Annotated in this window: 14 protein-coding genes and 1 other RNA gene; 12 read left to right on the top strand and 3 right to left on the bottom strand. The window is 66.3% G+C overall.

What is annotated here, in order from left to right; genetic code table 11:
• The first annotated feature begins 6 nt into the window (after positions 1-6).
• Genes Q0105_RS09945 through Q0105_RS09935 form a run of 3 tightly spaced genes read left to right on the top strand, consistent with a single transcriptional unit; the run spans position 7 to position 2573 of the window.
• Positions 7-873 carry a DUF364 domain-containing protein gene (locus tag Q0105_RS09945; protein WP_298211280.1) on the top strand — a complete coding sequence of 289 codons (867 nt, stop codon included), beginning with the start codon at positions 7-9 and terminating at the stop codon, positions 871-873.
• Between the two features lie 3 nt (positions 874-876).
• Positions 877-1728 carry a ModD protein gene (gene modD, locus Q0105_RS09940; protein WP_298211278.1) on the top strand — a complete coding sequence of 284 codons (852 nt, stop codon included), beginning with the start codon at positions 877-879 and terminating at the stop codon, positions 1726-1728.
• Positions 1729-1757: 29 nt separating this feature from the next.
• Positions 1758-2573 (top strand): TOBE domain-containing protein, encoded by an 816-nt coding sequence (locus Q0105_RS09935; protein ID WP_298211276.1) that lies wholly within the window; start codon positions 1758-1760, stop codon positions 2571-2573.
• An 85-nt stretch (positions 2574-2658) separates the two neighbouring features.
• On the opposite strand, the gene ffs is transcribed toward Q0105_RS09935, so the two are convergent.
• Positions 2659-2755: signal recognition particle sRNA small type (ffs, locus tag Q0105_RS09930), an RNA gene on the bottom strand.
• Positions 2756-2860: 105 nt separating this feature from the next.
• Between ffs and dnaX the strand changes: the two genes are divergently transcribed.
• From dnaX to Q0105_RS09900, 6 genes are all read left to right on the top strand, one after another.
• Complete coding sequence (gene dnaX / locus Q0105_RS09925; RefSeq protein WP_298211274.1) at positions 2861-4855, top strand: DNA polymerase III subunit gamma/tau; 1995 nt, start codon at positions 2861-2863, stop codon at positions 4853-4855.
• A 227-nt stretch (positions 4856-5082) separates the two neighbouring features.
• Positions 5083-5415, top strand: a complete 333-nt coding sequence (locus Q0105_RS09920; RefSeq protein WP_100410802.1) for a YbaB/EbfC family nucleoid-associated protein — start codon at positions 5083-5085, stop codon at positions 5413-5415.
• 240 nt (positions 5416-5655) lie between these two features.
• Positions 5656-6246: a recombination mediator RecR gene (gene recR, locus Q0105_RS09915; RefSeq protein ID WP_298211269.1), complete on the top strand. Its 591-nt coding sequence runs from the start codon at positions 5656-5658 to the stop codon at positions 6244-6246.
• 102 nt (positions 6247-6348) lie between these two features.
• Positions 6349-6774 carry an MAPEG family protein gene (locus Q0105_RS09910; protein ID WP_298211267.1) on the top strand — a complete coding sequence of 142 codons (426 nt, stop codon included), beginning with the start codon at positions 6349-6351 and terminating at the stop codon, positions 6772-6774.
• 144 nt (positions 6775-6918) lie between these two features.
• On the top strand, positions 6919-7971 hold the full coding sequence (locus tag Q0105_RS09905) for an ABC transporter substrate-binding protein (RefSeq protein ID WP_298211265.1): 1053 nt from the start codon (positions 6919-6921) through the stop codon (positions 7969-7971).
• A gap of 141 nt (positions 7972-8112) precedes the next feature.
• Positions 8113-8265, top strand: a complete 153-nt coding sequence (locus Q0105_RS09900; protein WP_015013605.1) for a DUF3096 domain-containing protein — start codon at positions 8113-8115, stop codon at positions 8263-8265.
• 40 nt (positions 8266-8305) lie between these two features.
• Here Q0105_RS09900 and Q0105_RS09895 read toward each other — a convergent pair whose 3' ends face one another.
• Together Q0105_RS09895 and gloB are read right to left on the bottom strand one after the other, a co-directional pair.
• Positions 8306-9823: a transglycosylase SLT domain-containing protein gene (locus Q0105_RS09895; protein ID WP_298211263.1), complete on the bottom strand. Its 1518-nt coding sequence runs from the start codon at positions 9821-9823 to the stop codon at positions 8306-8308.
• Entirely contained in the window at positions 9823-10605 is a 783-nt protein-coding gene (gene gloB / locus Q0105_RS09890) for a hydroxyacylglutathione hydrolase (RefSeq protein ID WP_298211261.1), read from the bottom strand. Before gloB ends, Q0105_RS09895 begins: the two co-directional genes overlap by 1 nt.
• On the opposite strand from gloB, the gene Q0105_RS09885 reads away from it, so the two are divergent.
• From Q0105_RS09885 to Q0105_RS09875, 3 genes are all read left to right on the top strand, one after another.
• Positions 10604-11455, top strand: a complete 852-nt coding sequence (locus tag Q0105_RS09885) for a methyltransferase domain-containing protein (protein WP_298211259.1) — start codon at positions 10604-10606, stop codon at positions 11453-11455. The genes gloB and Q0105_RS09885 overlap by 2 nt on opposite strands.
• Positions 11456-11506: 51 nt before the next feature.
• Positions 11507-11956, top strand: a complete 450-nt coding sequence (gene rnhA, locus Q0105_RS09880) for a ribonuclease HI (protein ID WP_298211257.1) — start codon at positions 11507-11509, stop codon at positions 11954-11956.
• A gap of 209 nt (positions 11957-12165) precedes the next feature.
• Positions 12166-13410, top strand: a complete 1245-nt coding sequence (locus tag Q0105_RS09875) for an efflux RND transporter periplasmic adaptor subunit (RefSeq protein ID WP_298211255.1) — start codon at positions 12166-12168, stop codon at positions 13408-13410.
• Positions 13411-13454: the final 44 nt, after the last annotated feature.

Below are 13454 nucleotides of genomic sequence, written 5' to 3'. Positions count from 1 at the left end.
TGCGCCATGCCAAATATCGCAACCCCCAACAAGCCCCAGGTGACCTCGCTCTTGTCTGAACTGCACGCCGCTGTGTGCGAGCGCCTGGGCGATCAGGTCGAAACCCTGGTGATCGAGCGTGCCGTTGTGGGCATCTTCTTCACCGGCGTGAAACTCAACAATGGCGCGGGCGGTCTGTGCGCCACGCCCATCAAAAGCGTGCCTGAGGCTGTGTGCTGCCCCAGTTCGGCCATGGCGATGCCCACGCCGGGCAAGATTGCCGGGCGCCGCGCCGTGGATTTCCTGGACGACTTGTACCGCGCGCAGGACCTGCGCCGCGCGCTGGCCATCGCCACCCTCAATGCCTTGGCCGAAACCCTGTGGCTGCGCGATGGACCGCCAGCCGATGCACAACTGCATGGCGGCGATGCATTCGACGCCTTGCTGCTGGAGCCTGGCCAGCAGGTGGCCCTGGTGGGGGCCTTTCCACCCTATATGCGCGAGCTGCGCAGGCGCGGGCAGCCGTTCAACGTGCTGGAACTCGATCACTCCACGCTCAAGCCCGAGGAGCTGCCGTTTTATGTGCCCGCAGAACGGGCACCCGAGGTGATCCCGCACGCCGATGTTTTCATCACGACCGGCACCACGCTTATCAACGGCACCCTCGACGGTCTTCTGCAGTTGCTGCGGCCGGGGGCCGAGGCCGCCGTCATCGGCCCGACCGCCACCTTGGTCTGCGAGCCTTACGCACGGCGTGGCGTCACCGTGGTGGGGGGTACGCGTGTGCTCCATCCCGATGCCCTGCTTGATGTGTTGGCCGAAGGTGGATCGGGCTATCACTTTTTTGGCAAGACGGTGGAGCGCGTCAACTTGCGTTTGCCGCAGCAGGTGTGATTTATGCATTCCGTTTTTTTCGACCATGCCGCCATCGACGCCTGGATTGCCGAAGACGCGCCGCTACTGGACTTGACCACCCATCTGCTGGCCCTGGGTGAGGGGCAGGCGCGTATGGACTTCACGGTGCGCGGCGATGCGGTGGCTGCGTGCACCGAAGAGGCAGCGCGTGTGGTACAGCACTGTGGCGGCCAGGTGCAGCGCTGCCTGCCCAGCGGCACGCCCGTGGCGGCGGGGGATGTGCTGCTGGCCGCCACCGGCCAGGCAGCGGGCCTGCTGCGTGCCTGGAAGGTGGCGCAGAACCTGCTCGAATATGCCTGCGGCGTGGCGGGTGCCACGGCCAGCCTGGTGCAGGCGGTGCGGCAGGTTGCCCCCGGCGTGGCGGTGCTGACCACGCGCAAGCATGCGCCCGGCTTGCGCCGCATTGCGCTCAAGGCCACGCTCAGCGGCGGTGCGTTTCCGCACCGGCTCAGCGTGGGCGAGACGGTGCTGGTGTTTCCGCAGCACCGCGCATTGATGGGTGGCTGGGACGCACTGCAGGCCCGCCTGGCCGCAGTGACACCGGCACTGGCCGAGAAGAAATGTGTGATCGAGGCCTACACGCTGGACGAGGCATTGCGTGCCGCGCAGGCCGGTGCTGATGTGGTGCAGTTCGACAAAGCCACGCCCGCACAACTGCGCCAATGGTGCCCACCGCTGCGTGAACAGCACCCGCACCTGGCGCTGCTGGCGGCCGGTGGCGTGCACGCTGGCAATGCCGCCGACTATGCGGCCACCGGCGTTGATGCATTGGTCACCAGCAGCCTGCACCATGCGCCGCCCGCCGACATCGGGGTACAGATTGCGCCTGCGTAGCCCTGCAAACCCTGGCCTACACTCGCCCGATGCCTTCCAACGACCCACAACGCATTGAACTCGGCGGCACCGTCTGGATGACGGTGGGCGGCCAAAACCTGGGCGGCCCCGGCCGCATTGAGCTGCTGGCGCGGGTGGCCGAATGTGGCTCCATCACCCAGGCCGCCAAGGCCATGAAGATGAGCTACAAGGCCGCCTGGGACGCCATCGACACCATGAACAACCTGGCCGGCGAGCCGCTGGTGGAGCGGCTGGTGGGTGGCAAGGGCGGCGGGGGCACGCGGCTCACGCAGCGGGGCGACCAACTGGTGCGCAACTTCGGGCGCATCGAGAGCGCGCACCGCCGTTTTGTGGACCAGCTCAGCGACCAGGCGGATGGTGTGCTCGACGATTTTTTGTTGATACGGAGGATGGGCATGAGAACAAGCGCACGCAATCAGTTTTTTGGCAAGGTGTCGCGCGTGGTCGCCGGTGCCGTGAATGACGAGATCGAGCTGGACATACCCGGCATGCAGAAGATCGTGGCCATCGTGACCCACGAAAGCGCCGTGGACCTGGGCCTGGCGCCTGGGGCCGAGGCGTTTGCACTGGTCAAGGCATCGACCATCATCGTGGTGACGGAGGACGGCGGCGCCAAATTCTCCGCGCGCAACCGGCTGCATGGAACGGTGCTGCGCGTGCAGAAGGGGGCGGTGAACACCGAAGTCACCATCGGCCTGCCGGACGGCGGCGCGGTGGCGGCCATCGTCACCAACGAAAGCAGCGAATCGCTGGGCCTTGCTGAGGGTGTTGCAGCATCGGCCCTGTTCAAGGCGTCAAGCGTGATTTTGGGCGTGCCCGCGTAGGTCAGAGATTGCGGCGTTGGGAAGAAAGGCCGGGCAATCCGTTGCAGATTGCGTTTTGGCGCCTTGATTCGCCTTGAAAAAGAAAGTTGACGAGCCTTACCCCCGGCACTGACTCCACAGTTAGGGCTGCTTGGTTCCCCACCTGACCCGGTTGGCCGCTTCACCATGCGAGGAGGCCCGTCACTGGCAATTGTACGTCGGATGGGCGCACTGATTTCCCGAAAGGGGATTTGTTGTTTGCCCTGGCGCCGCCGGGTGCGTGTGGCCCAGCCCGTAGAATCACCCGCATGTCCTACCTCGTGCTCGCCCGCAAGTACCGCCCCCGCAATTTCACCGAAATGGTGGGGCAGGAGCATGTGGTGCAGGCCCTCAGCAATGCGCTGACCCAGCAGCGCCTGCACCACGCCTACCTGTTCACAGGCACGCGCGGCGTGGGCAAGACCACGGTGTCGCGCATCTTGGCCAAGTCGCTCAATTGCCAGGGGCCGGATGGGCAGGGCGGCATCACCGCCACACCCTGCGGCGTGTGCCAGGCCTGCACCGACATCGACAGCGGCCGTTTTGTCGACTACACCGAGCTGGACGCCGCCTCGAACCGGGGCGTGGATGAGGTGCAGAGCCTGCTGGAGCAGGCGGTGTACAAGCCGGTGCAGGGGCGCTTCAAGGTCTTCATGATCGACGAAGTGCACATGCTCACGAACACGGCGTTCAACGCTATGCTCAAGACGCTGGAAGAGCCGCCCGAGTACCTCAAGTTCGTGCTCGCCACGACCGATCCGCAGAAGGTGCCGGTCACCGTCCTCTCACGCTGCCTGCAGTTCAACCTGCGCCCCATGGCGCCCGAGACCGTGCTGTCGCACCTCACGCAGGTGCTGGCCGCCGAGAACGTGTCGGCCGAGCCCCAGGCCCTGCGCCTGCTGTCGCGCGCGGCGCGGGGCTCCATGCGCGATGCGCTCTCGCTCACCGACCAGGCCATCGCCTTTGGCAGCGGCCAGTTGCAGGAGGCGGGTGTGCGCCAGATGCTGGGCGCGGTGGACCGCTCCTATGTGTTCCGCCTTATCGAGGCCCTGGCACAGGGCGATGGCAAGACGGTGGTGGAGACCTCGGACGCACTGCGCCTCAATGGCCTGTCGGCCGCCTCCACGCTTGAAGAAATGAGCGCCGTGCTGCAGCGCATGGCCGTGTTCCAGGCCGTGCCGCAGATGGCAGGCGCCGTGGACGCCGACGACCCCGAGGCGGCAGAGACAGCCCGCTTGTCGGCCCTGATGCCCGCCGACGAAACCCAGTTGCTCTACAGCCTGTGCCTGCACGGGCGCGGCGAGCTGGGCCTGGCGCCGGACGAATACGCGGCGCTGACCATGGTGCTGCTGCGCCTGCTGGCCTTCAAGCCAGAAGGTGGTGTTGGCGAACCGGCTGAAAAAAAAACTCTGACGCGGCCTGAAGCGGCGGTTTCGGGTGCGGCGGGGAGGCCTGCTCCGGCTCCTGCGGCTCGCCCTGCGGCTGCAGCGCCTGTCGCTTTTGCCACGCCCGCGCCGCAGATCCCATCGGCTGTTGCCGAGCCAGTGCCCGCGCCCTTGGCGCAGACTGCGCAGCCATCGGATACGGCTGTGGCGCAAGACGACATGCCTTCCGATGTGCCCGAGGCCTCCGAACCGCCTCCCTGGCCGGGCTCGGATGAACCCGGTGCCGTGGGCGCGGCGGCGACAACTGCCACGACCACGTTGCCGGTGCGTAGCACGGGTGATTTTGATAGAAATAGGGCCCTGGCGCCCGCTGGTAAAGCGCAAGCAGCTCCTGAATTTGTAGCAATCCCGGTGCGTGAATCGCCCGAGCCCGGCGAGCGGCTGCAACCGCTGCCGCTGTCTGCGCCGACCCCTGTCTCCGCGCGTTATACGCCGACCGAGGAGGGCGACGTATGGCATGCCACGGTGCGGCAGATGGTGGCGGCCGAGGCCATCACGGCCCTGGTGCGGGAGCTGGCCCTGCAGTCGCAGCTGGTCGCCCGCGACGGCGCACACTGGCTGCTGCGCGTCGAGCGCGAGTCGCTCAACCAGCCCACGGCGCGCGAGCGCCTGCGTGCTGCGCTGGAGGCTGCGGGCCATGCCACCCAGATCAGCGTGGAGGTGGGCAACGTCATCGACAGCCCCGCCCGCCGCAACGCCGCCGCCGCCGCCGAACGCCAGCGCCGCGCCGAGGAAATCGTGAACAACGACCCTTTTGTTCAGTCGCTGATGCGCGACTACGGCGCGAGAATCGTGCCCGGCAGCATCAAACCCGCGTGAGATGAAGCACCCCCTGAGTCGCTTCGCGCCTTCCCCCTCTCTCGCTTCGCGGGAGGGGGACGCCCCCAGCGCGGCGGGGCGGCCCTTGCGCGGGGGCACTGGCCTAGGCCGCGGCAGTTTCGACGGCGCGCCGACGGTGCACAGCACAATACTGTGAATTTCGGACTCCGAATCTCAGTCCCCTCGTGGGAATCGATCAACCAGAAAGAAGCAAAGGAAACCACACCATGTTCAACAAAGGACAACTTGCCGGCCTGATGAAACAAGCCCAGGCCATGCAGGACAACCTCAAGAAGGCGCAGGACGAGCTGGCTTTTGTCGAGGTCGAGGGCGAATCGGGCGCGGGCCTGGTGAAGGTGGTGATGACTTGCAAACACGACGTCAAGCGCATCACCATCGACCCGAGCCTGCTGGCCGAAGACAAGGACATGCTGGAAGACCTGGTGGCGGCGGCGTTCAATGCGGCGGTGCGCAAGGCGGAAGAGACCTCGTCGGAGAAGATGGGCAAGCTCACCCAAGGCATGCCAGGCCTCCCCGGCGGCATGAAATTCCCTTTCTGAGGGTTGGCTACTGCGCGCCAGCCATGCGTCGTTGGGCGGTGCTCGCAATCCTCACGTACAGGAAGTACGTTCCGGTTGCTGTGCTCCGTCCGCCTAGCCTGGCAGGCGCTCGCTACGCCCTTGAGGGCGGGGTGTGAAAGCCTTCTGAGAGTTTGCTTAGTGCCCCAACCACCGTTCGGGCTGAGCCTGTCGAAGCCTGGCACCGCTCTTTCCCCGCTCATTCGCATCGCCTGCTAACCCATGTCCACCACCAACTCCCTTGATGTCTTGATCCAGGCGCTGCGCCGTCTGCCGGGGGTGGGGGTGAAGTCTGCGCAGCGCATGGCGTTTCATCTGCTGCAGCATGACCGCGAGGGGGCGCTGGCGTTGTCGCGGGCGCTCTCGGAGGCGGTGGGCACGGTGCAGCACTGTGCGCGCTGCCATACCTTTACTGAGGCCGAGGTGTGCAGCACCTGTCTGGATCCGGAGCGCGACGCCACGCGGCTGTGTGTGGTCGAAACCCCGGCGGACCAGTCGGCGCTGGAGCGCACGGGGGCCTTCAAAGGGCTTTATTTTGTGCTGATGGGGCGGCTCAGCCCGCTCGATGGCATCGGCCCCAAGGACATCGGCCTGCAAAAGCTCATGGAGCGCGCTACCAATGGCGAGGTGCAGGAGGTGATTTTGGCCACCAATTTCAATGCCGAGGGCGAGGCCACGGCCCATGTGATCAGCGAGGCGCTCAAGAGCCGGGGGCTGCACGTGACGCGGCTCGCGCGCGGGGTGCCTGTGGGCAGCGAGCTGGAGTACGTGGATTTGGGCACCATCGCGCATGCGCTGGTGGACCGCCGGTGACAGCGCCGTATCCCACTGCATCTGTTGGCCGCTAGAATACTCACAATTTAATAGCTGGTAGCGCTTGTCTATCAAGCGCTAGAGGCCAAAAAGGCTTAAAAAATGAATACCACCATGCATGTTGCGCGGTTCACAGTGGCCTACTGGTGCGTGCTGATCGCCGTGCTGCTGCCCATGGGTTGTGCCTGGCTGGCCAAGAGCGGCAATCGGGGCAAGGCGCGCAAGGACGGCGGTTTTGACAACCACGACCCGCGCGCCTGGATGGCAAGGCAGACCGACTGGCGCGGGCGGGCCAATGCGGCCCAGGCCAATAGTTTTGAGGCGCTGCCGTTTTTTATCGGCGCCGTCATCATCGCGCACCAGTTGGGCGCAGGGCAGACGCTGCTCGACATGCTGGCGCTGCTGTTTGTCATGCTGCGTATCTTCTACATCATGATGTATGTCTCCGACATGCCCACGGTCCGCAGCGCTGTGTGGGCGGCGGGTTTCCTGGTCAATGTGGCGATTCTCTTCATCGGGTATCGCTGAGCGCGTGGCCCGCAGCGGCGTCGCGGCGCAGCGGCGCTGGTTTTTCCTCCTTACGTAGAAACCCGCAGGGAATCTCCCTGATGCGGTGGCACGCTCTCTGCGGCACGATTGCTGCAATGCAGCATTGCCTTTTGTCCTGATCCGATGTCTTTGCCCAAACTCAGCCGCCGCGCTTTTGGCGCCGTGTCCGCCGTGTCGGCGGCCGCGGTGTTCGCGCCTGCAGCCCTGCGGGCGCAAGCGGATGGCACGGCGCTGGGGCATATCACCGTGGCGGTGGGGGGGCAGGGCGCGCTCTACCACCTGCCGCTGGCCCTGGCGGACTCTCTGGGCTACTTCCGGGCTGAGGGGCTGGACGTGTCGGTGCATGACTTCTCTGCCGGTGCGCTGGCATTGCAGGCGGTGCAGGACGGCGTGGCCGATGTCTGCTCGGGGGCTTTCGAGCATGTGCTTCGGGCGCAGGCGCGGGGGCAGGCCTACCGCTCGCTGGTGCTGCAGGGGCGTGCGCCCCAGCTGGCGTTGGGGGTTTCGCTGCGGTCGCTGCCTGCATACAAAGACCTGGGTGACTTGATGGGGCGGCGCATTGGCGTGTCGTCGATCGGCTCGTCCACCCACCTCACGGCCAGCCTGATGCTGGTGCGCGCAGGGGTCTCGCCACGGGACGTGACGTTTGTGGGCGTGGGATCGGGCGCCAACGCCATGAACGCGCTGCGTTCGGGCCAGGTGCATGCGCTGTGCCATGCCGACCCGATCATGACGCTGCTGGAGCAGAAGGCGGACACGCGCATCGTGGGCGACCTGCGCTCGCTCAAGGCCGCGCAAGAGATATTGGGCGGCGCCATGCCCGGCGGTTGCCTTTGCGCGCCCCAGGCTTTTGTCCAGAAGCAGCCCGCGCAGGCCCAGGCGCTGGTCAACGGCATGGTGCACGCGCTCAAGTGGCTGCAGACGGCGGCTCCGGCCGATTTGGTCAAGGCGGTGCCTGCCGCCTATCTGATGGGCGACCGAGGCCTGTACCTGGCGGCCTTTGATCGTGTGCGGGAGACCTTCTCGCCCAACGGCATGATGCCGGACGATGGCCCGGCCACCGCGCTGCGCGTGCTCTCGCGGGTGAAGCCTGAACTGGCCGAAGCCAAGGTGGAACTGGCGCGCACCTTCACCAATGATCTGGTGCGCAAGGCGCGCCAGAAGTACAACGTCTGAGCCGTTTGGCGGGGTCAACCCCGCAGGCGGAGTAGGGGGCTTGGACTACAGTGGTGGGCCATGGCGCTGGCGCGGCGCACTCCGCGCTGCAACCTGCAAGCTGCCTTCTTTCTATTTCGTCAATTCACCAAGGACTTTGTCATGTCGCTGAGCCTCAGCATCGGCCCGCTCGTTTCCCTGATCGCGGGCATTCTCATCCTCGTCATGCCGCGCCTGCTCAGCACCATCGTGGCGCTCTATCTCATCATCATGGGCATCCTGGGGTTGCTGGGCATGCACACCCTCAGGTTCTGAGCCGCTGAGCGGCGGGCCATGGCGGCCTATACAGTGACTATCAGCGGCGCTTGACCTTCGAGGGCTGGCCGCCCTTGCGCGAGGGGGCTGCTGCAGCACGTTTGCTGCTGCTGCCTGAAGACGCGCGCACACTGGCCCGCGCCTGCCGAACCGGCAGGTACACGACCACCGATTGCCCCACCTTGAAGGCCGCGTTGGCGCGTACATCGTTCCAGTCTGCGACGCTGGCGGCGGCAAGTTTGTAGCGCCGCGCAATGCTGGCCACGGTTTCGCCCTTGCGGGCGCGCACCGTGGTGCGGCGCGTGACGACCTCGGGGGTGAGGGCCAGCTGCCCGTTGTCCGCCAGGTGGGACGATACGTCTTGCCGCGTGGTGGTGGCGCGCGGCACCATCAACGCCGAGCCCGCCTTGATCAGCATGCGCGGCGGGATGTTGTTCACCTGGCGCAGGTCGCTCTCGCTCATGCCCGCGCGCTGCGCGGCATCGGCCACGCTCATGGTGGTAGGCACGGACCACACGGTCCAGCTCGCGTACTGGCCTTCGCGGCGGGCTTCGAGGTTGCGGCGGAACACCTTGGCGTTGTCCCAGGGCAGCAAGACCTGGGGCGTGCCTGCCGCCAGGATCACGGGGCGCTTGTAGGAGGGGTTGAGTGCGCGGAAGTCTTCCTCGCGGATGCCCGCCAACGTGGCGATCAGGGCCACGTCGATGTCGTGCGTGATGTCTACCTTCTGGAAGTACGGGTGGTTTTCGATGAGCGGCAACTCGGTGCGGAAGGCATCGGGGTTGGCCACGATGTTCTTCACGGCCTGCAGCTTGGGCACATACAAACGGGTTTCCGCCGGCATGGTGAGATCGGTATAGCTGGTGCCCAGGCCCTGCTTCTGGTTGCGGGCAATGGCCCGGCCCACGCTGCCTTCGCCCCAGTTGTAGGCGGCCAGGGCCAGGTGCCAGTCGCCAAACATGTTGTGGAGTTTTTGCAGGTAGTCGAGCGCGGCGCGCGTGGATGCGAGCACGTCGCGGCGGTCGTCGCGGAAGGCGTTCTGCTTCAAGTCGAAATAATTGCCCGTGGCGGGCATGAACTGCCACATGCCGGCGGCCTTGGCGCTGGAGACGGCCTGGGGGTTGAACGCGCTCTCGATGTAGGGCAGCAGGGCCAGCTCGGTGGGCATGCCCCGGCGTTCCAGCTCTTCAACGATGTGGAACAGGTATTTGCTGGAGCGCTCGGTCATGCGCTGCATGTAGTCGGGGCGCGTGGCGTACCACTGCTCGCGGTCTTGCACCAGTTCGTGCTGCAGGTCGGGCATGGCAAAGCCGCGGCGGATGCGGTCCCACAGGTCGGCGGGGGCCGAGAGCGAGGCCACTTCACCACTGCTGGCCTGGGCGGCGGCGATGGGTTTGAGCGGGCCGTTGGGGATGACCGGGGTGTGGGGGGCGGGTGTTGCGGGGGCCGTGGCCGGTTTGTCGCCGAGGGCCGTCTGGTCTGGCGATGCGGGCCCGGTGGTGGCGCAGCCCGTGAGCCAGAGGACGCTGGCCAGGTAGGCGATGTGCAAAATTTTCATCAAAATTCGTTCTTCCATTGACGCAACGCGGCCAGCACCGCTACGGCATCGTCTTCGGGCATTTGCGCGTCGTGGCTCCGGGCGGCCTGGGCCACCGCGGCTTGCCTGACGCGCAGAAAAGGGTTGATGTCTCGCTCCAGGTCCATGCGGGAAGGCAGCGTGGGCAGGTTCTGCGCCCGCAAGGCCTCGCAATGGCTGCTGTAGTGGAGCAGGTCGGCGTTGCCAGGTTCCACGGCACGCGCAAATTTGAGGTTGGACAGCGTGTACTCATGGGTGCAGCACACGCGCGTGTCGCCGGGCAAGGCGGCCAGCCGGTCCAGCGAATCGAGCATTTGTGCGGGCGTGCCTTCAAACAACCGGCCGCAGCCGCCCGAAAAAAGCGTGTCGCCGCAAAACAGCAGCGGCGCACCGTCCATGGCCGCGCAGTAGAAGGCAATGTGGCCTGCGGTATGGCCCGGCACGTCGATGACTTCGAAGCGCAGGCCCAATGCATCGGCCCCCTCGATCACATCGCCTTGCGCCAAGCGGACGAGGGGCTCGGGAATACGCTCGCGGGCCGGGCCATAGACCTGGGCGCCGGTGGCATCGCGCAGGGCGTCTACCCCTGCGACGTGGTCGGCATGGTGGTGCGTGACTAGAATGGTCTGCAAGCTCAGCCCCCACTGGTGCAGGGCCTGCATCACGGGCGCGGCATCACCTGGGTCCACCACCAAGGCTTGACGGCCGTTGTGCAGCATCCAGATGTAGTTGTCGGTAAAGGCGGGCAGCGCTAGCAAGTTCATGAGTCATCAAATTATAGGTTTGCACCACTGGTTCGATTCTCCACCGGGCCGGTACTTGCTGGAGTGGGAGCAGGCGCGCCTCGACGAGGCGGTGGCCGATATATTCGGCTATCACAGCCTGCAGCTAGGTATCCCGATGCTTGATGGCCTGCGAGCCAACCGCATGCCCTATCAGTGGCTGGCGTTGGGGCAGGATGCGGTGCGGGGCCCCATTGCCTATGCGCAGGCGGGCGACGATGAAGGTGCCCCCTTGCGTCGGCGCACCGTCGACCTGCTGGCCGAGCCCGTGGCCTTGCCGTTTTCTGATGCCAGCCTGGACCTCATCGTGCTGCCCCACACCCTGGAGCTGAGCATCGATCCCCACGCCGCCTTGCGCGAGGTGGAGCGGGTGCTGGTGCCCGAGGGGCGCGTGGTCATCAGCGGGCTGAACCCCGCCAGCCTGTGGGGCTTGCGCCAGCGGCGCGCGCGCCTGTACCAACGCCTGGGGCGGGGGAATTTGTACCTGCCAGATGTGGGCGAGTTCATTGCGTACCGGCGCCTGCGGGACTGGCTGCAGCTTTTGAGCTTCGAGGTCGAATCCGCCCGTTTTGGCTGTTATCGTCCGGCGGTGCGCAGTGCCCATTGGCTGGAGCGCCTGAGCTGGATGGACCCCTTGGGAGAGCGGTGGTGGCCCATCCTGGGTGCGGCTTATTTTTTGGTGGCCGTCAAACGGGTGTATGGCATGCGTCTGCTGGAGCCCGCCTGGCGCAACAACCGCCAGCGCGCCACCGCCACGGTGCCGGTGGCCAATCGTGCGCGAGGCCGTGCCCGGACGGCCCAGTCGATGCCGGTCCGGCGCGAACAACCGTAGACAATCGGACCCGGCCCGAGCGGCCATGAATCACCACACCAGGAACACAGTTTGAATCAGGTAGAGATATACACAGATGGCGCCTGCAAGGGCAATCCGGGCCCTGGCGGGTGGGGCGTGCTGCTACGCTCCGGGCCGACCGAAAAGGAGCTGTTTGGCGGCGAGCTGGGCACCACCAACAACCGCATGGAGTTGTTGGCGGTGATCGAGGCGCTGTCGGCCCTCAAGCGCCCCTGCGCCGTCACGCTGTTCTTGGACAGCGAATACGTGCGCAAGGGCATCACCGAATGGATCCATGGCTGGAAGGCCAGGGGCTGGCGCACCGCATCCAATCAGCCCGTCAAGAACGTCGAGCTCTGGCAGCGTCTGGACGCCTTGGTCAGCACCGGGGGGCACCGCATCGAATGGCGCTGGGTGAAGGGGCACTCGGGCGATCCGGGCAACGAGCGCGCCGATGCGCTGGCCAACCGGGGGGTGGACAAAGCCCTGGGGCGTGGTTGACCACTGAACACCCCCCTGGCCGCAGGCACCGAAAGCGTGCGCAAAGGCAGCCATCAGCCCCTTCGGGGGCTTTTTTGCGCCCACTGCGTGTAAAGCCCGCGTAAATCCGTGGCCATTGCCCCTGGGGTCTTGCCCAAGTCGGCTGCAGCGCAAGACACGCACTGATACATTGTTTGATTGAAATCATCCCCACTTGCTTTCATCGACCCATGGCGTCCAAGAACAAATACATCGTTATCGCTGTCATCGGCATCGCAGCCGCGTCCGGTGCCGCCTGGTGGCTTCAGAGGCCAGCGCAGCCTGCTGGCAATGGCGCAGCCGTGGCGGGCGGCGCTGCCAAGGGGGTTGCGGGCACTGCGGCAACGGGCGCAGGCCGCCCCGTGGCGGTGGAAGTGGCCGCCGTGCGCCAGATGCCGCTGCGCGACGAGGCCGAGGCCGTAGGCAGCCTGCGCTCGCGCCAGAGCGTGATGTTGCGCCCCGAGGTGGGCGGCCGCATCACGCAACTCAATTTTCGGGATGGCCAGCGGGTGCGGCGCGGGCAACTGCTGGTGCAGCTCGATGACCAGTTGCCCCGCGCGCAGATCCAGCAAAGCCGGGCCGAGCTGTCGATTGCAGAGGCCAACCACAAGCGCAACCAGGAGCTGGTGGCCCAGGGCTTCATCAGCCAGCGCTCGGTGGATGAAAGCGCCGCCAACCAGGAGGTCGCGCAGGCCAAGCTGGCCCTGGCGCAGGCCACGGCCCAGCGCCTCAAAATCGTGGCCCCGTTCGATGGCATCGCCGGTATCCGGGGCGTGAACGTGGGGGACTACCTCAAGGACGGCGCCGACATCGTCAACATTGAAGACCTGGACGCCGTGTACGTGGACTTTCGCCTGCCCGAGCGCCTGCAAGGCAAGGTGCGCCCCGGCCAGACGGCCCAGGTGGCGTTTGATGCGCTGCCGGGTGTGCGTTATGCCGCCGTGGTGCAGGCCATCAGCCCGCAGATCGATGCCGACGGCCGGGCCATCGCGGTGCGTGGCTGCATCGACAACCGCCGCCTGCAGCTGCGCCCTGGCATGTTCGCCCGCGTGACGGCCGTGTTTTCGGAGCGCAGCGATGCGCGCGTGGTGCCCGAGGAGGCCATCGTGCCGGACGGCAACAGCCCCTACGTGCTCAAAATTGTGGACGGCAAGGAACCTGGCACGCGGGTGACCCGCCGCACGCCCGTCAAGCTGGGCGCACGCATACCTGGCGTGGTGGAGGTGGTGGAGGGCCTGAACGCCGGGGACTGGGTGGTCGCTGCAGGCCAGCAGCGCATCCGCAAGGACGGCACCGAGGTGCGGGTGGTGGAACTGGGCAAACAGGGCGATGGCGCTGCGCCTTCGCCGGTTGCTGCAAAGGCACCCGTGGCTCCTGCCAGCGCGGCCGTGGCGCCATTGCCCGGCCCCAATCCCTGCCAGCGGTCTCCCGCCTGAGGGCCCGATGGCCGCCCGCTGTTCCTTTCTGATGCCCATGGACC

Origin of the sequence: Acidovorax sp. (assembly GCF_027492855.1) — a bacterium.
In the GTDB taxonomy this organism is placed as follows: Bacteria; Pseudomonadota; Gammaproteobacteria; order Burkholderiales; family Burkholderiaceae_C; genus Acidovorax.
The sequence above is the reverse complement of the archived record's forward strand: the minus strand, read 5'-3'. Positions and strand labels throughout refer to the sequence as shown.